This is a genomic window from Phaeobacter sp. HS011, assembly GCF_018101215.1.
Taxonomy (GTDB): Bacteria; Pseudomonadota; Alphaproteobacteria; order Rhodobacterales; family Rhodobacteraceae; genus Phaeobacter; species Phaeobacter inhibens.
The window spans coordinates 94526-114622 of the sequence record NZ_JAGEUF010000004.1 but is presented as its reverse complement, the minus strand read 5'-3'; the positions used below and the strand labels follow the sequence as shown (position 1 = coordinate 114622).

The following is a 20097-nucleotide window of genomic DNA, read 5'->3' as shown; positions in this document are numbered from 1 at the left end:
GATTTTCGTGCCAAACATTGATATGCAAAAACTGTTCAGCCCAACCGTTCTGCTGGCAATTGCGCTGATGGCGATCATCGTGATGATGATCCTGCCGATGCCGGCATGGGTGCTGGACATCGGGCTGGCGACCTCCTTTGGGCTGGCGATTCTGATCTTCACCATCACGCTGTTTATCGAGCGACCGCTGGATTTTTCGTCTTTTCCGACGATCCTTTTGGCCTCCCTGATGCTGCGCCTGTCGCTCAACGTGTCGTCGACAAAACTGATCATCGGTCAGGGACACACCGGTACCGATGCGGCAGGCGGCGTGATCGAAGGGTTTGCCCAGTTTGTGATGGGGGGCAGCGTTTTCCTGGGACTCGTGGTGTTTGGGGTGCTGCTGATCGTGAACTTCATGGTCATCACCAAAGGCGCCGCACGGATGGCCGAGGTCGGCGCTCGCTTTGCCCTGGATGGTATGCCGGGTAAGCAGCTGGCCATCGACAGCGACATGTCCGCTGGTGCCATTGACCACGCAACCGCGCGCGACCGCCGCGAGACGGAACAGCGCGAGACGACGTTCTTCGGTTCCTTGGATGGGGCGTCCAAATTCGTGAAAGGCGACGCGATTGCCGGTCTGTTGATCACTTTGCTGAATCTGATCATGGGTCTGATCATGGGCGTATTGGTCCATGGAATGCCGGTTGTCTCCGCGTTTGAAACTTATGCAATCCTGACGGTTGGCGATGGTCTGGTGTCGCAAATTCCGTCTGTGATCATTTCCATCGCCGCAGCGTTGCTCCTGGCGCGCGGTGGTGCCACCGGGTCTACCGATATCGCGCTGGCAGACCAGCTGGGCAAACACCCGGCTGCTTTGGCGACTGTGGCCATCCTCATGGCGCTGTTTGCTTTGGTCCCGGGCCTGCCTTTCATTCCGTTCATGGCTGGTGCTGCCGTGCTGGGCTACACCGCCTACAAGATGAGCAAAAACCTGAAGGACCGGGAAGAAGCGGAAATGGAAGAGCAGATTGAAGAGGTCATGGAGCCGAAGGAAAACCGGGCTCTTGGTGACATCCTCGATCTGGATGACCTGCATTTGGAATTTGCGCCCGATCTGGTGAGCATGGTGCTGGACGCGGGGACCGGTCTGGATGCCCGTATCGCCAACATGCGAACACATGTGGCCACGACATTCGGGCTGATCCTACCGGAAATCCGCCTGACGGATGAGCCGGAACTGATGACCGGTACCTATGTGATCAAGATTCAGGGCGTGGAGCAAGTGCGTGGTATTCTGCATCCTGAAATGGTGCTGGCATTGATGCCCGACAATCATGATGCCCTACCGCCGGGGACAGATGTGACCGAACCGGTCTATGGCGCCCCTGCGCGCTGGATTTCCTCAAAAGCGCAGGAAGATGCTGCGCTTTCGGGCGCGACGATCGTGACGGCGCCAGAGATTTTGGCGACGCATCTTTTGGAAGTGATCAAACAGAATTTCCCGCGTTTGCTGTCATTGAAATCCCTCCGCCGCCTGTTGAATGAGATGACGGAGCTGACGGATGAGTTCCGCGCCGAAGCCAATCGAAAGCTGCTGGATGAGCTGGTTCCGGACAAGGTTCCGATCGACACATTACACACGGTGCTGCGGCTGCTGCTGGAGGAGCGGGTATCAATCCGCAATATGCCTCTCATTCTTGAGTCGATTGCCGAGGCCCGCCTGCATACCCCGCAGCCGGAGATCATCTGCGAACATGTGCGCCAGCGGCTGGGCTTCCAGTTGGTTGGTGAGATGAAACGCGAAGATGGCACCATACCGCTGATCCAGCTGGCGCCTGAGTGGGAGGAGACATTCTCGACCTACCAGATCGACGCCCAGGGCGGTGCCGTCGATATTGCGCTGCCTCCGGAACAGTTCAACCGGCTGGCCGAAGGTCTGAGTGATCGGCTGAACACCACTACGGAACAGGGCGTATTTGCAGCGGTTGTAACCTCGACCCGGCGCCGTCGATATCTGCGGACAATCCTCAAATCGCGTGGGATCCTCAACCCGGTCTTGTCATTCGAGGAGATTGGGCTTGAAGCCAGACCGGCGCTCGTTGGTATGGTTCCCGCATGAATCTGGACTTTCTGCCACCTGAGCTGGTCGCCCTTTTGGGCGCCGGCTTTTGGCATGGGGCCATCGTCTTCCTGCGGATTGGGGCGATGGTTTCAGTGTTGCCGGCTTTTGGCGAAAAATATGTGCCGGCGCGGATCAAACTGGCGATTTCCCTGGCGTTTACATTTATCGTGGCGCCGGCCTTGCCGATACTGCCGCCGCCGGCCAGCCCATTGCATTATGGCAGCCTCGCACTTAGCGAAGCGGTTGTTGGTCTGGCGCTGGGGATGGCGATCCGCATGTTCGTTCATGCCATTCAGATTGCCGGTACCATTGCCGCGCAGTCGACCTCACTCGCGCAGGTTCTTGGCGGTATCGGCGCCGAACCCATGCCAGCTATCGGTGCGGTCCTGCTGATCTCTGGCCTGGCGCTGGCCGTGATGCTGGGTCTGCACATCCGGGTGGCTGAATTCATGATCTACAGCTACATGATGTTTCCGGTGGGGGAGTTTCCGAGCGCATCTGGACTGTCGGACTGGGGTGTGCACAGGGTATCGCGCAGTTTTGCGATGGGCTTTTCACTCGCAGCACCGTTCCTGATCGGCTCGATGGTCTATAACCTGACACTGGGCGTCATCAACCGCGCGATGCCTGCGCTGATGGTGGCCTTTGTAGGTGCCCCGGTTGTGACCTTCGGAGGCCTCGCAATTCTGATGGTAGCCAGCCCGATGATTTTGGATATCTGGAGCACGGCACTGATGGGCTTCTTCGCCAATCCGGGGGAGGGCATGCCATGAGCGACGATGATTCAGATAAGTCATATGAACCAACACCGCAGAAGCTTGAGAAAGCTCGTAAGAAGGGCGAGGTGCCGAAGTCGACGGACCTCAATGTGGCGGCATCTTATCTTGGCCTGATTATCGCGATCTATGTGTCGGGTGCGGATGTGGTTGAAGAGCTGGGGACGATATTGATGTCATTCCTGGACCAACCTGACCGTTTGGCCGATTTGTTCTTTGGCGGCGCGGGAACCGTGCCGGTTGGCGGCATATTTATGGCGGTCGGCACGTCCAGCCTGCCAATATTTATTGTGCCGATGGCCGCTGTTCTGCTGTCGATCATCGCACAGCGCGCTCTGGTCTTCGCTCCGAGCAAGCTGGAACCAAAGCTCTCAAAAATTTCCATTATTTCCAACGCTAAGAACAAATTCGGGCGTTCGGGGCTGTTCGAGTTTTTCAAAAGCACGGTCAAGCTGGTGCTCTATTCGGTCTGTATGGGCGTGTACCTCAATTATCGGTTGCCGGATATGATTGCCTCATCGGCTACCGGGGCGTTTGTTGTTGTGATGATGATGGCGCAGCTGGCGCTGGAATTTCTGATCCTGGCGTTGATCATTGCGCTTGGTATCGGTGTGATTGATGCGGCATTCCAGCAGGCAGAGCATAATCGAAAGAACATGATGTCTCGTCAGGAGATCATGGATGAAAGCAAGGAAGCAGAAGGAGATCCGCATCTGAAGGGGGCCCGCCGCCAAAAGGCACATGAAATCGCCATGGGCCAAGGGGTTGCTGATGTGGCCGAGGCAGATGTTGTGATCGTCAACCCGACCCATTACGCGGTGGCGCTGAAGTGGGACCGCGCGCCGGGGCAGGCCCCTATATGCGTAGCCAAGGGTGTCGATGAGGTCGCGGCCGTCATCCGCGAAGTCGCCAATGAGAATGGCGTTCCGATCCACAGCGATCCGCCCACCGCGCGTGCATTGCATGCGGCGGTCGATATCGGCCAGGAAATTCACGAAGAGCATTACGCGCCCGTTGCTGCAGCCATCCGCTTTGCGGAGAAAATGCGTCAGCGGGCCAAGGGGATGGTGTGATGAAGCAGAAGATGCTGGACCAGATGGCAGACGTGACAGAGGCCATGTACCTGCAAGAGCATGCCAAGGTGAAACCGGTTCTGGATGCTGAGGCGCGGGTGCGTGGTCAGCTGGCAAAACTGGACCAGCAGATCAAGGACAGTCGCGAACTAGCCAACTCCGACCATGCGATGAAAGCGCTTGGCGCGGATCTTCTATGGCAGGGCTGGCACAGCCGCACGCGCCGACAACTGAATATGGAGCTGGCGCAGATTACCGCGCAAAAGCTGCGGGCGATGGACAATCTGCGCAAGGCGTTCGGACGCAAGCACGCGGTAGAGACGATGGCGACCCAGGAGCGCCAGAGAGTAAAAAAGGACAGGGCGCAAAAGCTGCACAACCGGCTGATGAATATGGAATGAGATGAGCGCAATATATTTGCATCAAAAAAGGCCGGTTCATCTGAACCGGCCTTTTTTGATGGCGTAGAATTGAGCTTCAGACGTCTTGTCGCGACATTTCAACGATCAGGACATCGTAAATATCTTTGCCCAGTTGCTTCTGCGCAGCTTCGCGTAAGGCAGTTCGCAGGGGCGTCAACATGTCGGAGCGGGTGAAGGCACCGCGAAAACCGCCCATATTGGCGTGATCGAACAGCACCTGCAGGAAGACATCCCGCAGCTTTGGCTCATAGGCGTGGATTTTCTCGTTCATCCCGGCTTTGGTTTCCAGACTGAGAGAGATCACCACCAGAGAGGACAGCTGTTCACGCTCGACAACAGGAACGACGAATTGATTCGCCATCTTGATGTACTCGCGCTGCTCCTCCTCTTCGCCCGGCAGTTCAGGGGTGATTTCTTCGGCATGCTCGCCGATTTCCTCGGCGTGCTCCTCCGGGGCAGGGGCCAGCATGACACCGGCGCCGATCCCACCGGCGGTCCCAACAAGGAGCAGAATGACGGGCAGTAGTTTTGACAACATATGCAGGCCTCAGAATGGCAGAATCACGTCCAGCACCTGCTGGCCGTAACGGGGTTGTTGAACATCTGTGATCTGGCCACGGCCACCGTAGGAGACGCGCGCAGAGGCGATCTTGTCATAGGTGATCTCATTCTGGCGGCTGATATCGTCAGGTCGTACGTAGCCTGTCACCAGCAATTCGCGCATCTCGAAGTTGACGCGCAGCTCTTGCGTGCCGCTGATCGACAGCACTCCGTTTGGCAGCACATCCACTACTGTTGCGGCGACTCGTAGTTCCAGTTTCTCACTGCGCTTAACAGAACCTTTGCCGCCAGAGCTGCTGCTGCTGCCGATATCAACGGCATCAGCCATTGACGCCCCTTCGGGCAGTTTCCGATCCAACCGCTGGGGTAGGCCGAGCAGTTGTGGAACCGCCAGACTCTCGGAGCCGGAGCGCGACCGCTTGGTATCGTTGGAGATTTCTGCCTCTTCGTCGATTTCGATGACGACGGTCAGGATGTCACCCTGTTTGGTAGCCCGGCGATCCCCTAGCAGAGACTGGCGTGACCCGCTCCACAGTGACGCCTGATCAACCGGGCGTTGGTTTTGCGTGTTTACAGGCAAGCCCTGAAACAGCATAGCAACATGTTCAGGAGATTCATTTGCGGGGCTGAAAGTCGGCGGTTTGCCAACATGGTCCAGCCGTCCGCAGGCGCTGAGTGCGACCATAGCTGCAAGGGCAGTATTCGCCAAAAGAGTTTTATTTTTCATCAGTTTACCTCAACTGTTCCATCTGCGGCGATACGCCCGCTGATGGTCGTGCGTGATGATAAGTTCATGACGCGGATTGCTTCGCCATCAGCGCCGCGACCAAGCGAGCGGCCCTCGGCCAGAATGGTCAGACCGCCGCGTTTGAACCGAATGGTGACCAGATCGTTACGCTCGACGATGGCGGGCGGGCCAACATCGCCGTGGCGCATCGGTCGCCCGGCATAGAGCGCCACGCGGGCTTCTTGGCCAATTACCAAAGACGGATCGGAGATCGCGCCCAGCACCTCGGCCTGTTTCAGAACCAGATCCTCGGCCGTCACGATTTCTTTGGCCCGGATGGTTCGCACCGGGACCAGAATGTCGGCCCAGGCGGGCTGGGCGCAGAATAGCATCACAATGGCGAGGATCCGTTTCATCAGCGTACCTGCGTGGTTGCGCCCATCATCTGATCGACGGCAGAGATGACTTTGGCGTTCATTTCATAGCCCCGCTGGGCTTCGATCAGTTCCGTGACTTCGCGGACGGCATCCACCGAACTGGCCTCCAGATAGCCCTGACGCAGGGTGCCGAGACCATTCTCACCGGGAGAGGCGACGGTCGCCGCACCGGAAGCTTCGGTCTCCACAAAGAGGTTGCTGCCCAGGGCTTCCAGGCCTTTGGGGTTGGCGAACCCCGCCAGCGTCAGCTGACCCATCAACTGCCCTTCGGCGGTTTCGTCAAAATAGGCGTAGACCTCACCATCGGCATTGATCGAAACATTACGCGCGTCGCTGGGGATGGTGATATCCGGGGAGACAGTGAAACCGTCCGAGGTGACGACCAGACCTTCGGCCGACCGTTTCAGCGCACCGTCGCGGGTATAGGCTGACTGTCCGGATGGAAGCGTGACCTCAAGGTAACCTTTGCCGTCGATGGCAACGTCCAGATCATTTCCCGTCTGGCTCAGGGCCCCCTGCGCCAGATGAATGGAGATGGCCGAGGCACGGACGCCAAGGCCCACCTGCACACCGGTGGGCAGTACAGTCCCGTCGGAGGCATTTACCGTGCCGGCCCGTGTAACCTGCTGATAATGTAGATCCGCAAATTCTGCGCGCCGGGCGTTGTAGCCCGTAGTGTTCATATTCGCGAGGTTGTTCGAAATCGTCTCAACGCGCAGCTGCTGCGCGGTCATTCCGGTTGCGGCGATCTTCAGGGCGCGCATGGGCTTACTCCTATGACTTCGTCAGATTTTTGATGGCGTTGCGGACACGTTGGTCTTCGGTTTCAAGAAAGCTCTGGCCCATTTCATAAGCCCGCTGAATTTCGACCATTCGCGCCAGCTGAGAGATGGCATTGACGTTTGATCCCTCCAGAAAGCCCTGGAGCACGCGGGCGTCGCCAGCGTCTTCGATTTCGCCATCGACGCGGAACATGACCCCGTCTTCGCGGATCATCTGATAGTTCTCTTCCGGTTTGAAAATACCGATTTGCCCGAGCGCCCGACCATCTGCGCTCAGCGTGCCGTCGGCGCCGAATTTGATCGATTTGGCATCGCCTGGAATGAACACAGGTGCCCGACCGGCATCCAGAACCCGGTGGCCATCCATGGTGACCAGATCACCTTGGGCGTTGGTGGAAAATGCGCCCGAACGGGTCAGCCGCTCACCCATCGGTGTTTCGACCATGAAATACCCGTCGCCTTCGATGGCAAGGTCCAGGTCACCGCCCGATTGGGTCAGGGCCCCCTGTGCCATCGAGGTGTTGCGGATGTTTGCCCGCCCCATCGACAAGGATTCCTGACCGGGAGCGGACTGAATAAACTCGGAAAAGATTATACCTTCGGCCCGGTATCCGGTGGTGGCCGAGTTGGCGATGTTATTTGCGACAACGCGCATTTCGCGCATCAGACCCGATTGGCGGGACAAGGTGGTGTAACCGGTGTCTCCCATTACAGACCTCCTGAAATCAGCGGCACAACGTGCCCATCAAAAAAGGCAACCAAGGTCTGCGTCATGAAACCCATGGTCATCCAGAAAACGACAAGAATAGCGGTAAGCTTAGGTACAAAGGTCAGGGTCATTTCCTGCACCGATGTCAGGGCCTGAAACAGGCCGATGGCGAGGCCAACAACCAGCGCAACCAGCAAAATCGGTGTCGACATCATCACCGACGCCCAGAGGGCCTGGCGTAGAGTGTCGTAGAAAAGCCCTTCGCTCATCATGGGCTTACACCGGCATCCGCAGAATTTCCTGGTAGGCTTCGACCACTTTGTTACGGACGGTCACCGCGGTTTCCACCGCCAGTTCCGTCTGGGCCAATGCTTGTACCAGTGCATGCGGGTCGCCGTTGCCTGTCATTGCGGTGACCGAAACCTGCTCGCTTTGCTGCAGGGTGCCGGCAAATTCTTCAAAGCTGGCTTTGATCTTGGCCTCGGCGCTGCTTGGCATATGCTCCGGATCGACCTTGGTCGCGGGGCGTGCGGCGGCGTAGCCGGTGGTGGCGGAAAGACTGCGAATATCCATTCTGGATCTCCAAGTATGTCAGTATGTTTCAGAAAATCTCGGTGTTATCTACGCAACAGGTCCATCAGCGATGACGACATCTGCCGCCCCTGTTCGAACATTTTGAGGTTGGCCTCGTAGCTGCGCTGTGCCTCGCGGGCATCGGCGATCTCGATCATCAGGTCTACATTCGACCCTTCATAGTGGCCGCTCTCATCAGCCAGCGGATGAGAGGGATCAAAAACCTGCTCCAGATCAGAGCGATCTAGGCGTACAGGGCCGACCTCCACCTTTTCCACGTCGGAGCGCAGATCGCGTACCGCTTCAAAGGGGACGGTCTTGCGGCGATACCCTGGGGTATCTGCGTTGGAAATATTCTCAGATACATGACGCAGGCGGCTTGCCTGGGCTTTCAATGCGCTTGCAGAGACGGAGAGGGATTTGGAAAATTCGCTCATGATTTAATCTCCTCAGTTCCTGCCAAGGCTGCTGCGCAGCACGTTCATCGAGGATTTGTAGATCGCCAATGCACGGTCATGTTGGCGCTTTACCTCAACCCCTTTCAGGATTTCGGTTTCGATCGAGACCGTGTTGTCATTGGGATCGCCGCCGCCGCGCGTTGCGGTGACGGCCCAGTCCATGCCGTTGCCGGATGCGCCGTGCAAATGGTTGGAGCGGCTGGCGATCATGTCGCCAGCGCGGGGCCCTTGCGCATAGACTTCTTTGAAAGGCTTGATGTCCTTGGCATTATAGCCAGGCGTATCGGCATTGGCGATGTTCTGCGACACCAATGCCTGGCGCTTCCCTGCATGGGTGGCCATTGAGTAGGCAATCTTAAAGACGTTCAGTTCTTTAAACACCGGGGCTTCTCCCTCGATCAATTTCAATCAAGGCTTAACCCCGATTCCTTTAGAAATTGTTTTCAGGAACAGTTGGAGACACCAGAACATGATCTCAGCCATCAACGCATTGACCCAGGATTTGGCGAACAAGAAACTGTCGTCAGCCGTGGGGCGCGTGTCGGAAATTTCAGGCGGCGCGATCACGGTATCGGGGTTGAATGGTCAGGCGCGTATAGGTGATCGGTTGATCCTTCGTCGGGCGGGGAGTGACCCGTTAGAAGGTGAGGTTATGCGAATTTCTGGTAGCGAAGTCAGCATGTTACCAGATACAGCGCCGGATCGCGTTGCTGTCGGGGATGCGGTTCTGTTGCATCCAACCCCGGATTTCGCCCCGGCTGACAGTTGGATCGGTCGCGTGATTGATCCCTTCGGTGCGCCCCTGGACGGACGGCCGATGATGCGTGGCGAGGCAACGCGGGACCTGATGGCAGCGCCGCCAAAAGCTGCCTCACGCCGTCCGATGGGTGAACGACTCGCCACCGGTCTTGCGGTTTTCAATACGATTCTGCCGATCGTAAAAGGGCAGCGCGTCGGTCTTTTTGCCGGGTCAGGTGTGGGAAAATCCACGCTGTTGGCCACATTGGCACAGAATATGGAAGCTGATGTCGTCGTCATCGCGCTGATCGGGGAGAGGGGACGTGAGGTCAACCACTTCGTAAAGGACGTCCTGGGCGATGAGGGGATGCAGCGTGCAGTTGTCGTCGCAGCTACGTCGGACCAATCGGCGCTGGTGCGTCGCCGCTGTGCTTGGTCGGCGATGGCTGTGGCGGAGCATTTTCGAGATCAGGGAAAAAATGTGCTGTTTCTGGCAGATTCGGTGACCCGATTTGCCGAAGCGCATCGCGAGATCGCCGTTTCATCTGGCGAAGCGCCGGCCCTGCGTGGATACCCGCCGTCGGTGACACCCCTGATTACCGGTCTCTGCGAGCGTGCGGGGCCTGGCAGTGGCGACCAGGGCGATATCACCGCGATTTTCAGCGTGCTGGTCGCAGGTTCCGACATGGATGAACCGATTGCCGATATTCTGCGGGGCGTTCTGGATGGGCATATCGTGCTCAACCGTGAGATTGCGGAGCGAGGGCGGTTCCCGGCTGTGGATGTTTCTCGGTCGGTCTCCAGAAGCCTGCCCGCGGCCGCAACAGCGGATGAGAATTCAGCGATTCTGGATGTCCGCAAATATCTCGGCGCTTATGAGCAATCAGAGGTCATGATTCGCGCGGGCCTTTATTCCGAAGGCAATGACGTTACGCTGGATCAGGCTGTGAAGCTCTGGCCAGAGTTGGATTCGTTCTTCGGCAGGTCAGATCCTGAAGGGGTACAAAGCAGCTTCAATCGCCTGATGCTGATGATGCGACGTGCCGTGGCCATTCGGTAAGTTGATACAACGCGTAGCTAGATGAACGTAGTGCGCGTTTAACACAGCTCAGCGAGGTGGTGTGGGCGCCTGGATTGCAATGAGGATCCAACAGCGGCGGGTGCGCTGAGTTGCGCGTTTGACAGATGTGTCGTTTCTGCTGGTGTACAGGCTGAACCCGTCGATATCGTGTTGAGGGTCTGGTGCCTCGACCCGACGACCGCTTGGTATCGCTCACATCGAAAGCCTAAGATTGGCCGCGCTGTTTTCCTGGATGGCCCCATCGTGAAGGTAAGTGGACGATCGGATGTCTGGACGTCTTGCGGGATCAGTATATTTCGCACACGGGGTTTCGTATAGCTCTCCCGATCTGGAGAGCTTTCGCGCGCTGATGTCATGGAGGAGGCGTTACCTAAGTGAGTTTAACTCGGGCTGAATTGCTCCGCGCTCCAGGAATAGAAAGATAGGCGACTTTGGTGATCTTGGCTGGATCGATGGAGTCATGACGCTGAAGGAGCGATGATCGCCCTACGGCATTCATTATCTGGTTTGAACGGCTGTTTTCTAACCCAGGAGCCCTACTGCACACCACGGATGACAGAGATATGGGTTGCTTCGAGGGGTAGGGTCCAACGCGCATTAGCAGATTCAACACCCGTATAACGAAGCGGAGGTGTGAAATGTGCAGGGTAGTGGGCCCATCTGCGCATACTATGCGAGATCATCGTTTGGATGACCGAAGCCCGCCAATTTATGCAAAGTAAGGTGAGGTTACACAGCTATTCTCAGGCCAGAACACCTCTACTCAGAGAAATTCCAGCCGACAGTGCCTTTCCAAGACACGATCGGCTGAGAACTCATGATGGGCGTACAGCCATCAGTCGATCTTCGCGTGGCAACAAGGTGCGCAGCGCTTTCAAGCATCGGTAGTGGTTGTCGGAGAGAACAGCATCGGTGGCCTCAGCCAGTGATGCACGGCTGTCAGGATCTGTGAACACTTGGCTAAGTTCCTCGATCCGGCGCAGCATCTGAAGACGATCTTCCTCGCCATCGACATCGCCAGACAGAACCAACTGCGCCGCGTAGCAGACGCGTCGTACTGGCGTATTTGCTTCTTCCGGGTGGATGGCATCACGCAGCCGCAGGATGTTCGCATCCGGGGTTACGATCGACAATCGACTGCGCCGATCTCCGTTTTCAATTACTGCACCGTTCACCAATACCCGCTCTTTCGGGGCAAGTTTCAGGACCAATCCGCTCATATTCAGGACGCTCCGCTGCGAAGGCCACGCATGATGGCCGTGTTGATTTCTACCAGAAGTCGCACATCCGCTTTGCGGGCCAGGACTTTGCTGGTGTGTTGATGGGTGAATTCCCCAAGCGAGAGCAGCTGAGCTTTCAATTCGTCCGGGAGTGGGTTTCCAGGACTGGCAACTTCGACTGAAAAGATCGACCATAGTTTGCGATTGTCGGTCAGTGCTGCGGCAAGTTCGGTAAAGCCTGGCTTACCTTTTTGGGCTGCGGCGACCATGCGACGGGTTACGCGGGCGATGACTTCGTATTCGAGGTTCTTTGCAGTTCGAGTCGGGGCCTTTGCCGCCGAATAGGCGCTCTTCGCCTTTAGAAGGGCATTCACGTGTTATCCTAACATGTAATCTACAGATTCTCTGCGATAGGGGACCTGGGGCGCGCGGTGGCGCCCCAGGTCAAGCTGCTATTAACGGAACAGCTGCATCAAGGTTTGTGGCGCCTGGTTTGCAATCGACAGCGATTGCACGGCCAGCTGCTGCTGGGTTTGAAGCGCTTTCAGCCTCGCAGATGATTCTTCCATATTCGTGTCGGTCATCGTGCTGACGCCCATTGTCAGGGAGTCAGACAGTTTCGACACAAACATGCCCTGGTCGGACAGGCGGTTGGAATCGGCACCCAGCTGAGCTGCGGCATCGATCGCGTTGCCGAGCATGGTTTCGATCTCAGTCAGAGCAGTCGAAGCAGTTGCAACGTCAGTAATGGAGGTGATACCGGATGTATCAAGATCGCTACCGGACGCAATAGACGTCACTGTGATGGTGTCCGCAGATGGATCCAAGCCACCCAGAACAGTCAACTCGGTAGTGACGGCATCGTCGAGTAGGTTGGCCCCGTTGAATTCAGCAGAATCGATGATAGATTCGATCTGTGCTGCTTTCTTGGCGATGCTGTCTTGGATCTTAGCATGATCAACGTTTTCCGAGTTTGCGGAAATCGCCAGCTGCTTCATCTCGGTCAGAGTTTCCACAATCTGCTCGGCACCGGACAGAGCCACAGCAACAGTTGCCTCACCGACGCCCAGAGACTCCTGAACCGACTTGTAGCCGGAAATGTCGGAGTCCATGGTTTTGGAGATCGCCCAAACCGCCGCGTTGTCTTTGGCCGAGCCGATGCGCTTACCGGTCGAAATCTGGCTCTGGGTATCATCAAGGCTGTTGTTCACGGACTGCAGGGTCTGCAGTGCAACCATTGCGCCATTGTTAGTCAGAATGCTGGACATAGCATGTATTCCTTTAATTAGAGGCGTTTTGACCTCTGGTTTCCCTGCCCCGAAGGGCGCTCTCTGACGTCTTTCTGACTATGCGTTCCGCCGTCCGGCTTCCGCGCCACCCTCTCTTGAAGGTGCAAAGTGACATTGGCCTACTATGTGCTAAAGGAGTGCTAATGCCGGAAATTCCATTGCTAGAATTTTCCCTAAATTGGGCCAGTTATGCGCGTTTCTCCAGGTTGGGAGTGCCACCGGTTGAAAAGCGGGTCTTGCGCCCCGACTGGTCATAGACATCCAGCCCTTTGCGCACACGGCGCAATTCCGCCATTCGGGCAGCGACCGCGCGGATACCTTCCATGGCGCTGTCCAGCAGAACCTGATTGCGAGACACTTTGCCCTGAACATGTTCCAGAGCTTCACGCTCCAGATCAGCGGTCATATTCAGTGTCGTTATGATTGTTTCCTTTTTGGCAAGCAGCGGCTCTAGCTCTTGCAGATTGCCACTTACAAGTGCCGCGCGCTCAGCATCCAGCAGAGCATCAAGTTCTTCGATCAGCTGTTGCGGTGTTTGTTCAGTCATTGTCCTGTGCCTCTTTCAATGCGTGATAAAGTGATTCTGCCAGGCCGACGCCGCCCGCTTTGGTGATTTGCTCCGCCTGCGCGCGCACCAGGAAACTGGAAAACTGATCCTCGCCTGCGCCGCCGCCCATTGTTTCGCGACTTTCGCCAAGACCGGCGGATTTCAACATTTCTGTAAGGAAGGTCGCCTCAAGCTCCTGTGCGGCCTTGCGCAGCGGATCTTGTGGCGGCGGGGTGATGGCAGCGGGGCGCCGCATCGCCGGAAGTTGAGCAATTGGTTCCATGATGTACCTCGTTCTGAGATGTCGAAATTGCTTCGATTTTTTCTATTTTGGCGGATGATCGGTTAAAATTGCCGTAACCGATTGGCGTTATGGTGCTGGCATCGAGATAGAATGTCTGGAAGCCAATGTTTATCAACGCACCTACAAACCCCACCTCTGGTGGGGCGCAGGGATCTGAGAAGATCCAGCAAGGCGAATCGGCAAAATCGCGTAATGGCGCAAGCTTTGATGCGGTTATGGCAGAGACTGCAAGTTCGTCAGATGACGCAGGAACCGACGTAACGCAGGTGGAAGAGGTTCCTGAGCAGCAGGCCTCCTCAGCGGGTGCGTCGGAAAAGGCAAATCAAACAACACATGATGGTGAGGCCGAGCCGACCACCGGCGAGGACCCGCAAGATCCGCTGGATCAGGCGGCCGCCGAGGGGGTCCTGGCAGATCAGGACGCTTTGGCGGTTCCGGCGCAGCTGAATGTCAATGTCGCTGAGCAAAAGCGGATTGATAAAGGCCATCGCGATGGTCCATCTGCGGAGAAAGCTGGAAGCCAGGCAGCCGCATTGTCTCACCCAAGTGTTGAGGGCGTGAAGGCAACGGCCGAAGGCAACTCACCTGCGGATGGTTCGCCGGATGGTCCTGCTGTTGCGCCGAGTGCTGCTTCCGATGCCGAGATCACTGTAAAGGACGGTTTGCCGTCAGACGCGAAGAGCGAGGGGGTTAAGACCGACCCTGCCAACGCACAAAAGGCGCTGTCGGAAACAGGCGGCGTCCCGCAGCGGATGGTCAAAGACGCGGATGGCCAGTCAACACGGGGACTGCGCAGCGATTCGGCAGCTGTAGAGACCAAGGCGGCAGGTGATGTCGCTGTGGATGCGCGCCAAACTACGGTCGAGGCAAACGGTACAACATCTGGGCCAAAAGGTCGGATCGTGCAAACCGATGCCGTCTCCAACCATGGCGCCAATTCTCAGCCGGAGGTGAAATTCGCCAGCGCTTCGGAGGCAGCGGCAGCGCAAGCCGAGACGGTGAAAGACGCTGCGAAACCGTCCGTGAGTGCGCAAACCCAACTGGTGCAACAGGCGAACCCAACGGCCAGTCCGTCTCCGTTGGAGGGGGCGACTTCGCCGGTACGCGAAAAACTTGAATTGCGGCGTGCAGAAGTTGAACAAATGCGCGCACCCACGCCGACGCAAACCGCAGCGATGCTGCCTAAGGGCACATATTCGGTTGCCAGTTTTGGTCTGGGTGCGGGGGCGCTTACAGCCGCTATGCCAACATCTACGTCGGCGTTTGCTATTGATCCAGCGCTCTCAGCGGAGGCGGGCAGCAGCGCCGCGTCTGGTGGCAGCGCCGGACTTGAGCTGCCTGGTCTGTCACAGCTGCTGACAGAAGCAACGGTAAGCCCAGGGACCGTGCACAAACCTGAAACGCCCCGTCTGATCGCGAATCAGATGGCCGAAGCGCTGGCAATGAAGGGAGAGCGCAACGTCGATGTGGCGCTGAATCCCAAAGAGCTGGGGCATGTGAATATGCGCGTCTCCGTCACAGAGACTGGAGTCAGCGTCATGATTCAGACAGAGCGCGCTGAAACCGGTGACTTGATGCGACGCCATATCAATGAGCTGGCGGATGAGTTTAAGCGGATGGGGTTTGAGGACATTTCGTTCCAGTTCTCTGGCGATGAAGCCTCGAATCAAAGTGGCGGCCGCGGTGAGGCGAATACTCAGGCTGGCCGGTCCACCGGGCATGCTGATGAGGATCTGGCTGATCTTTCTGCAGAACCGATGACGCAATCACTCAACCTCGGTGAGGTTGGGCTTGATATGAGGATTTGAGATTATGACGACGACTGTATCGAGTGCTTCGGCATCGCAACAACAGCAAGCGGCGTCGACCGCTTCGGCTGAGCCAAAGAAAACCACGGGGATCGCCTCCGATTTTGAGACCTTTCTGAAGATGCTTACCGCACAGGCGCGGTATCAGGATCCCCTGGAGCCTATTGATTCAACAGAGTATTCGGCGCAGTTGGCGCAATTCTCGATGGTAGAACAACAGGTTCAGGGCAATGAGGTTCTGGAAGGGATCCAAGCGCAGCTGGGTCTGGCAAACATGGCAGCCATGTCCGGCTGGGTGGGTATGGAAACCCGATCGGCGGCACCCGCCTATTTCGATGGGACCAACCCTGTGACCGTTTCGCCGAACCCGGCCCAGATCGCCGACACTGTGCATCTGGTGGTCAAGGATGACACCGGTAAGGAGGTGCAGCGAATCAGCTTGCCTGTTTCAGCTGAGCCGTATCAGTGGCAGGGTATTGATGACGACGGATATGCGTTTGATCCAGGCAGCTACAGCTTCACGCTGGAGAGCCAGAAAAACGGTGAAGTAGTCCTCTCCGATACCGCGGAGACCTACACAAGGGTAAAAGAAACCCAGATGCGTGGCAACGAAGTGGCCTTGATCCTGGAAGGCGGCTCAGCGATCTTGGCATCATCGGTGACAGCGCTGCGCGAACCTGTGACGCCTACAGTCTGACGCACAAGGGCACCGGAGATCTGGCTCGTGGGGGACACGGGCCGAAACCACGGAGCCTGACCTGCCAAACCTGTCGCCATATTTTATCGCCCGCTTTCTGGCGTATCTGTCAGACTGCGGAGTGAGCGATGCCACGCCCTCACCTCTTCTGGGGGGGCGCTCCAACCGTGTCTGGCGTTTGGGCGGGATTGTGGTGAAACTCTATGGCGACAGTCACGCCAATCCGCTCTTTGCCAATGATGCCGCACGCGAATACGCAACGCTTCAGGCACTGAACGGCATAGCTTTGGTGCCAGAGTTGCTGACATCCGGCCAGTTTGAGGGGCATGATTGGTTGGCATACCGGCATTCACCGGGCGTAACCTGGTCGTCGGGCACGGCAGAGGTGGCGGCTCTGCTTGGCCGCTTGCATGCACAGCCAGTGATACCAAATTTGCCGATAGGTGTGTCCGGCAGTGAGGAAATCAAAGACCAGACCCGGTCCATTTTGGCTTATTGCGGCGATGCCGGTGATCTGAACCGGCTTGAACCCGGCAGGGAGATACCCGCAACGGGGCGCAAGGTGTTGATCCACGGCGATCCTGTACCCGGAAATATCGTGGCCTCCGGCGGGTGTCTGACCCTCATCGACTGGCAATGCCCACAGATCGGAGATCCGGCTGAAGATCTTGCGCTGTTTCTGTCTCCGGCAATGCAGCAGGTCTATCGCGGTGCGCCCCTGACAGTGGCAGAAGAGGCTACGTTCCTTGCGGCATATCCGGAGGCGGAGATCACCCAGCGCTACCTATTGTTGAAACCCTGGTTTCACTGGCGTATGACCGCCTACTGCCAATGGCGGGACGAACGGGATGGTGATCAGAACAGCCTTGCCTATCGCTTGGAACGGGCCGCACTAGAGGCCTGTCTGGAGCATGCCTGACCCACTCAGGACCACTATCTCGCAACAACAGCGTCAATCCCAAATTCATTGTTTCCAAATAGCTTACATGGCATATTGTGCGGAATGTCGCTGGCGGTGATGCAGTCGGGTTGACGACAGTCCGAGATGGCGCCTTTGCAACCGGGGATGGAAGCAGTCTTGAGTCTTTGGGAGTCTTATCGCATGCGGCTGCGGCGGAAACGTCGCATCCTGCGTGCCATGCGCAAGTCCCGTGAGTTGTCAGCGGTTCAGGACCAGACGGATCGCATTCGGCCGGGTGATATCCTGCTGGTAACCACCTTGCGCAATGAGCAGATCCGGTTGCCCTATTTCCTCGACTACTACCGTAAGCTGGGCGTCAATCACTTCCTTATTGTCGACAACGGATCGGTGGACGGCACGCGTGAGTATCTGCGTGGCATGCCGGATGTCTCTGTCTGGCACACCATGGCGAGCTACAAGCGTGCGGGATTTGGCATCGACTGGATGAACCATCTGAAACGGCGCTATGCCCATGGCCATTGGGTGTTGGTGGTCGATCCGGATGAGCTGTTCATATATCCTTTCTGCGACAGTCGACCCCTGCGCGCGCTGACTGATTGGCTGGACAGTTCGGCAATCCGCAGTTTCTCCGCGATGCTGATTGATGTTTACCCGAAGGGCAAGCTGGACGCCGTGCCTTACAACGCCGGGCAGGACCCGCTGGAGATCGCCAATTGGTTTGACAGCGGCAACTACTCGATCAAGCGTAATCCGACCTATGGCAACCTCTGGATACAAGGGGGACCAAGGGCGCGGGTTTTCTTCTCAGATCAGCCGAAGAAGGCGCCAGCCCTGAACAAGATCCCCTTGGTTAAATGGGATCGGCGCTATACCTACGTCAGCTCGACCCATGCCCTGCTGCCACGGGGGCTGAATCAGGTCTATGAAACCGACGGCGGTGAGAAAGCCAGTGGTGCGCTCCTGCACACCAAGTTTCTGCATACTTTTGTCTCCAAGGCCGAGGAAGAGATGCTGCGTGGGCAGCATTATGCCGGATCCGCCGAATATAAAGCCTATGCCGCGGTTGCCGGAGATCACCCCGAGCTTTGGTGCAAGTGGAGTGAGAAATATATCAACTGGCGCCAGCTGGAAATTCTGGGCCTGATGTCCAAAGGAAATTGGGCATGAGCGCTGTTGGCATCGTGATGCTGGTCCACACGGCACTGGACCGCGCAGAACAGGTTGCCCGGCATTGGGTGGCAGGGGGGTGCCCAGTTGTTCTGCATGTCGACAAAAAGGTCCCCCAGGCGACATATGCGGCGTTCAAGGCTGCGTTTTCCGGTGACCCGATGGTGCGGTTTTCGCGGCGACATCGCTGCGAATGGGGCACTTGGGGCATTGTTGCGGCATCGCAGTCTGCCTCGGAGCTGTTGCTGGCGACATACCCATCGGTGCGGCATGTCTTCCTCGCCTCCGGGTCCTGCCTGCCGCTGCGTCCTGTGTCTGATCTGGTGGACTACCTTGCCGCGCGTCCGCGCACGGATTTCATCGAAAGCGCCACCACCGCTGATGTTCCGTGGATTGTCGGGGGGCTGGATGTCGAACGCTTTACATTGCGTTTTCCCTTCTCCTGGAAAAAACGCCGCTATCTCTTCGACAGATATGTCTCGCTACAACGCAAGTTGGGTATCCGGCGCAAGATCCCCGACGGGTTGGTCCCGCATATGGGCAGCCAGTGGTGGTGCCTGACACGGCAGACCCTGTCGGCAATTTTGGACGACCCGGACCGACCACGATATGACCGGTATTTCCGCAAGGTCTGGATCCCGGATGAGAGCTACTACCAGACGCTTGCGCGGCTCTATTCCGGTAACATCGAAAGTCGATCTCTCACTCTTTCCAAGTTCGATTTTCAGGGCAAACCGCATAATTTCTACGATGATCATCTGCAGCTGCTGCGCCGTTCAGATTGTTTTGTTGCGCGCAAGATCTGGCCTCATGCGGACCGGCTCTATGCGACGTTTCTGGGGGACCGGCCGGATGTGATGAAGAGCAGAGAACCCAATCCTGGCAAAATTGACCGGATTTTTGCCAAAGCGGTTGAGCGTCGGACACGCGGGCGTCCGGGGCTCTATATGCAGAGCCGCCTTCCCGCCAACGGGCTGGAAAATGGCATTACCTGCAATCCTTATTCGATGTTTCAGGGTTTCGCTGAGCTGTTCGAGAATTTTGAGGAATGGCTGACCCAGGTCACGGGCGCCAAGGTGCACGGACATCTGTTTGCAGCTGATGACGTCGAATTTGCCGATCGCCAGACGCTGATCAACGGTGGTCTCAGTGACAGTGCGAAGCTGCGCGACTACCATCCGAAGGGGTTTCTGACCAATCTGATCTGGAACACACGCGGAGAGCGACAGTGTTTTCAGTTTGGGCCACAGGACAATCAGGCCATCAACTGGCTGGTGGCGCGCGACCCCAATGCGCAGGTCTCAGTGATCTCTGGTGCCTGGGCGGTGCCGTTGTTCCGGTCCAACAAAAATTTCGCTGACTTACGGCGCGAGGCGGCGCGATTGCAGCAGATTGAGGCCAAACATATTGAAATCCTCCGCTCCAAATACGTGAAGGCGCGGGTACGGATCTGGTCGATGGCTGAATTTGTAGAGTCGCCGATGGAGCCGATACAGACCGTTCTGGATGAATTTGGAGCGCAGGCGCAGCGCCACTTGAATACCGCGCCGACAATGGTGGATCTGGCGGGCTTTGGCCAGTTTCTGCAAAACCTCAAGAACCAGGGGATGCACCCCTATCTGATGGGCGATTTTCCGGCTGAACAAGGGCCGTTGAACATCCCCAAAACGCCGCGCAAACCTTATCTGGTACAATAACGAAC

General features: G+C 57.2%; 24 protein-coding genes. 10 read left to right on the top strand and 14 right to left on the bottom strand.

Translation table 11 applies throughout. The features are described from left to right. Positions 1–22: 22 nt before the first annotated feature. Genes flhA through J4721_RS08865 form a run of 4 tightly spaced genes read left to right on the top strand, consistent with a single transcriptional unit; the run spans position 23 to position 4354 of the window. Positions 23–2101, top strand: coding sequence for a flagellar biosynthesis protein FlhA (gene flhA, locus J4721_RS08880; RefSeq protein ID WP_247656047.1), 2079 nt, complete (start codon positions 23–25; stop codon positions 2099–2101). Further along, positions 2098–2877 (top strand): flagellar biosynthetic protein FliR, encoded by a 780-nt coding sequence (locus tag J4721_RS08875; protein ID WP_014876455.1) that lies wholly within the window; start codon positions 2098–2100, stop codon positions 2875–2877. Before flhA ends, J4721_RS08875 begins: the two co-directional genes overlap by 4 nt. Continuing rightward, entirely contained in the window at positions 2874–3953 is a 1080-nt protein-coding gene (gene flhB / locus J4721_RS08870; RefSeq protein WP_061050064.1) for a flagellar type III secretion system protein FlhB, read from the top strand. Before J4721_RS08875 ends, flhB begins: the two co-directional genes overlap by 4 nt. Beyond that, positions 3953–4354 carry a hypothetical protein gene (locus J4721_RS08865; RefSeq protein ID WP_014876457.1) on the top strand — a complete coding sequence of 134 codons (402 nt, stop codon included), beginning with the start codon at positions 3953–3955 and terminating at the stop codon, positions 4352–4354. Before flhB ends, J4721_RS08865 begins: the two co-directional genes overlap by 1 nt. 76 nt (positions 4355–4430) lie before the next feature. On the opposite strand, the gene J4721_RS08860 is transcribed toward J4721_RS08865, so the two are convergent. The 9 genes from J4721_RS08860 to J4721_RS08820 are packed head-to-tail and all read right to left on the bottom strand — an operon-like array spanning position 4431 to position 9003. Next, entirely contained in the window at positions 4431–4913 is a 483-nt protein-coding gene (locus J4721_RS08860) for a flagellar basal body-associated FliL family protein (protein ID WP_014876458.1), read from the bottom strand. 9 nt (positions 4914–4922) lie between these two features. Next, the gene (flgH, locus tag J4721_RS08855) at positions 4923–5663 is read right to left on the bottom strand and encodes a flagellar basal body L-ring protein FlgH (RefSeq protein WP_014876459.1); all 741 of its coding nucleotides are present in this window, start codon (positions 5661–5663) and stop codon (positions 4923–4925) included. After that, the gene (gene flgA, locus J4721_RS08850) at positions 5663–6079 is read right to left on the bottom strand and encodes a flagellar basal body P-ring formation chaperone FlgA (RefSeq protein WP_014876460.1); all 417 of its coding nucleotides are present in this window, start codon (positions 6077–6079) and stop codon (positions 5663–5665) included. Before flgA ends, flgH begins: the two co-directional genes overlap by 1 nt. Next, positions 6079–6864 carry a flagellar basal-body rod protein FlgG gene (gene flgG, locus J4721_RS08845; protein WP_014876461.1) on the bottom strand — a complete coding sequence of 262 codons (786 nt, stop codon included), beginning with the start codon at positions 6862–6864 and terminating at the stop codon, positions 6079–6081. Before flgG ends, flgA begins: the two co-directional genes overlap by 1 nt. 10 nt (positions 6865–6874) lie before the next feature. Continuing rightward, positions 6875–7591: a flagellar hook-basal body complex protein gene (locus J4721_RS08840; RefSeq protein ID WP_014876462.1), complete on the bottom strand. Its 717-nt coding sequence runs from the start codon at positions 7589–7591 to the stop codon at positions 6875–6877. Next, the gene (locus tag J4721_RS08835) at positions 7591–7863 is read right to left on the bottom strand and encodes a flagellar biosynthetic protein FliQ (protein ID WP_014876463.1); all 273 of its coding nucleotides are present in this window, start codon (positions 7861–7863) and stop codon (positions 7591–7593) included. The genes J4721_RS08840 and J4721_RS08835 overlap by 1 nt, the downstream gene beginning before the upstream one ends. A 4-nt stretch (positions 7864–7867) precedes the next feature. Beyond that, positions 7868–8164, bottom strand: coding sequence for a flagellar hook-basal body complex protein FliE (gene fliE, locus J4721_RS08830; protein ID WP_014876464.1), 297 nt, complete (start codon positions 8162–8164; stop codon positions 7868–7870). 44 nt (positions 8165–8208) lie between these two features. Then, positions 8209–8601, bottom strand: coding sequence for a flagellar basal body rod protein FlgC (gene flgC, locus J4721_RS08825; protein ID WP_014876465.1), 393 nt, complete (start codon positions 8599–8601; stop codon positions 8209–8211). A 12-nt stretch (positions 8602–8613) separates the two neighbouring features. Further along, entirely contained in the window at positions 8614–9003 is a 390-nt protein-coding gene (locus tag J4721_RS08820) for a FlgB family protein (protein WP_014876466.1), read from the bottom strand. Positions 9004–9091: 88 nt separating this feature from the next. Here J4721_RS08820 and J4721_RS08815 point away from each other — a divergent pair, with 88 nt between their 5' ends. Continuing rightward, on the top strand, positions 9092–10420 hold the full coding sequence (locus J4721_RS08815; RefSeq protein WP_014876467.1) for a FliI/YscN family ATPase: 1329 nt from the start codon (positions 9092–9094) through the stop codon (positions 10418–10420). 836 nt (positions 10421–11256) lie between these two features. Here the strand turns inward: J4721_RS08815 and flbT are convergent. The 5 genes from flbT to J4721_RS08790 all read right to left on the bottom strand — a co-directional run bounded on the left by flbT (position 11257) and on the right by J4721_RS08790 (position 13780). After that, positions 11257–11661, bottom strand: coding sequence for a flagellar biosynthesis repressor FlbT (flbT, locus tag J4721_RS08810; protein WP_014876468.1), 405 nt, complete (start codon positions 11659–11661; stop codon positions 11257–11259). A 2-nt stretch (positions 11662–11663) separates the two neighbouring features. Further along, positions 11664–12035, bottom strand: coding sequence for a flagellar biosynthesis regulator FlaF (gene flaF, locus J4721_RS08805; protein ID WP_014876469.1), 372 nt, complete (start codon positions 12033–12035; stop codon positions 11664–11666). A gap of 81 nt (positions 12036–12116) precedes the next feature. Beyond that, positions 12117–12929: a flagellin gene (locus J4721_RS08800; RefSeq protein WP_102855735.1), complete on the bottom strand. Its 813-nt coding sequence runs from the start codon at positions 12927–12929 to the stop codon at positions 12117–12119. A 208-nt stretch (positions 12930–13137) separates the two neighbouring features. Beyond that, positions 13138–13497, bottom strand: a complete 360-nt coding sequence (gene flgN, locus J4721_RS08795; protein ID WP_014876471.1) for a flagellar export chaperone FlgN — start codon at positions 13495–13497, stop codon at positions 13138–13140. Beyond that, positions 13490–13780 carry a rod-binding protein gene (locus J4721_RS08790; RefSeq protein ID WP_014876472.1) on the bottom strand — a complete coding sequence of 97 codons (291 nt, stop codon included), beginning with the start codon at positions 13778–13780 and terminating at the stop codon, positions 13490–13492. Before J4721_RS08790 ends, flgN begins: the two co-directional genes overlap by 8 nt. Before the next feature lie 236 nt (positions 13781–14016). Here J4721_RS08790 and J4721_RS08785 point away from each other — a divergent pair, with 236 nt between their 5' ends. From J4721_RS08785 to J4721_RS08765, 5 genes are all read left to right on the top strand, one after another. Next, positions 14017–15609 (top strand): flagellar hook-length control protein FliK, encoded by a 1593-nt coding sequence (locus J4721_RS08785; RefSeq protein ID WP_247656012.1) that lies wholly within the window; start codon positions 14017–14019, stop codon positions 15607–15609. A gap of 4 nt (positions 15610–15613) precedes the next feature. Continuing rightward, positions 15614–16306: a flagellar hook capping FlgD N-terminal domain-containing protein gene (locus tag J4721_RS08780; RefSeq protein WP_014876474.1), complete on the top strand. Its 693-nt coding sequence runs from the start codon at positions 15614–15616 to the stop codon at positions 16304–16306. Between the two features lie 85 nt (positions 16307–16391). Continuing rightward, positions 16392–17225, top strand: a complete 834-nt coding sequence (locus J4721_RS08775) for a phosphotransferase family protein (protein ID WP_211002645.1) — start codon at positions 16392–16394, stop codon at positions 17223–17225. A 183-nt stretch (positions 17226–17408) separates the two neighbouring features. Then, on the top strand, positions 17409–18395 hold the full coding sequence (locus J4721_RS08770; protein WP_211002602.1) for a glycosyltransferase family 2 protein: 987 nt from the start codon (positions 17409–17411) through the stop codon (positions 18393–18395). Beyond that, positions 18392–20092: a beta-1,6-N-acetylglucosaminyltransferase gene (locus J4721_RS08765; RefSeq protein ID WP_211002603.1), complete on the top strand. Its 1701-nt coding sequence runs from the start codon at positions 18392–18394 to the stop codon at positions 20090–20092. Before J4721_RS08770 ends, J4721_RS08765 begins: the two co-directional genes overlap by 4 nt. The last annotated feature ends 5 nt before the right edge of the window (positions 20093–20097 follow it).

Excerpts from the sequence above, each read along its gene's own strand:
- J4721_RS08835 (WP_014876463.1), bottom strand. The coding sequence starts at position 7,863 with ATGATGAGCGAAGGGCTTTTCTACGACACTCTACGCCAGGCCCTCTGG.
- J4721_RS08840 (WP_014876462.1), bottom strand. The coding sequence starts at position 7,591 with ATGGGAGACACCGGTTACACCACCTTGTCCCGCCAATCGGGTCTGATG.
- J4721_RS08780 (WP_014876474.1), top strand. The coding sequence starts at position 15,614 with ATGACGACGACTGTATCGAGTGCTTCGGCATCGCAACAACAGCAAGCG.
- flgH (WP_014876459.1), bottom strand. The coding sequence starts at position 5,663 with ATGAAAAATAAAACTCTTTTGGCGAATACTGCCCTTGCAGCTATGGTC.
- J4721_RS08790 (WP_014876472.1), bottom strand. The coding sequence starts at position 13,780 with ATGGAACCAATTGCTCAACTTCCGGCGATGCGGCGCCCCGCTGCCATC.
- J4721_RS08815 (WP_014876467.1), top strand. The coding sequence starts at position 9,092 with ATGATCTCAGCCATCAACGCATTGACCCAGGATTTGGCGAACAAGAAA.
- flhB (WP_061050064.1), top strand. The coding sequence starts at position 2,874 with ATGAGCGACGATGATTCAGATAAGTCATATGAACCAACACCGCAGAAG.
- flbT (WP_014876468.1), bottom strand. The coding sequence starts at position 11,661 with ATGAGCGGATTGGTCCTGAAACTTGCCCCGAAAGAGCGGGTATTGGTG.
- J4721_RS08765 (WP_211002603.1), top strand. The coding sequence starts at position 18,392 with ATGAGCGCTGTTGGCATCGTGATGCTGGTCCACACGGCACTGGACCGC.
- flgC (WP_014876465.1), bottom strand. The coding sequence starts at position 8,601 with ATGAGCGAATTTTCCAAATCCCTCTCCGTCTCTGCAAGCGCATTGAAA.
- J4721_RS08785 (WP_247656012.1), top strand. The coding sequence starts at position 14,017 with ATGGCAGAGACTGCAAGTTCGTCAGATGACGCAGGAACCGACGTAACG.
- J4721_RS08865 (WP_014876457.1), top strand. The coding sequence starts at position 3,953 with ATGAAGCAGAAGATGCTGGACCAGATGGCAGACGTGACAGAGGCCATG.
- J4721_RS08860 (WP_014876458.1), bottom strand. The coding sequence starts at position 4,913 with ATGTTGTCAAAACTACTGCCCGTCATTCTGCTCCTTGTTGGGACCGCC.
- flhA (WP_247656047.1), top strand. The coding sequence starts at position 23 with ATGCAAAAACTGTTCAGCCCAACCGTTCTGCTGGCAATTGCGCTGATG.
- J4721_RS08800 (WP_102855735.1), bottom strand. The coding sequence starts at position 12,929 with ATGTCCAGCATTCTGACTAACAATGGCGCAATGGTTGCACTGCAGACC.
- flgN (WP_014876471.1), bottom strand. The coding sequence starts at position 13,497 with ATGACTGAACAAACACCGCAACAGCTGATCGAAGAACTTGATGCTCTG.
- fliE (WP_014876464.1), bottom strand. The coding sequence starts at position 8,164 with ATGGATATTCGCAGTCTTTCCGCCACCACCGGCTACGCCGCCGCACGC.
- flgA (WP_014876460.1), bottom strand. The coding sequence starts at position 6,079 with ATGAAACGGATCCTCGCCATTGTGATGCTATTCTGCGCCCAGCCCGCC.
- flgG (WP_014876461.1), bottom strand. The coding sequence starts at position 6,864 with ATGCGCGCCCTGAAGATCGCCGCAACCGGAATGACCGCGCAGCAGCTG.
- J4721_RS08770 (WP_211002602.1), top strand. The coding sequence starts at position 17,409 with ATGCGGCTGCGGCGGAAACGTCGCATCCTGCGTGCCATGCGCAAGTCC.
- J4721_RS08875 (WP_014876455.1), top strand. The coding sequence starts at position 2,098 with ATGAATCTGGACTTTCTGCCACCTGAGCTGGTCGCCCTTTTGGGCGCC.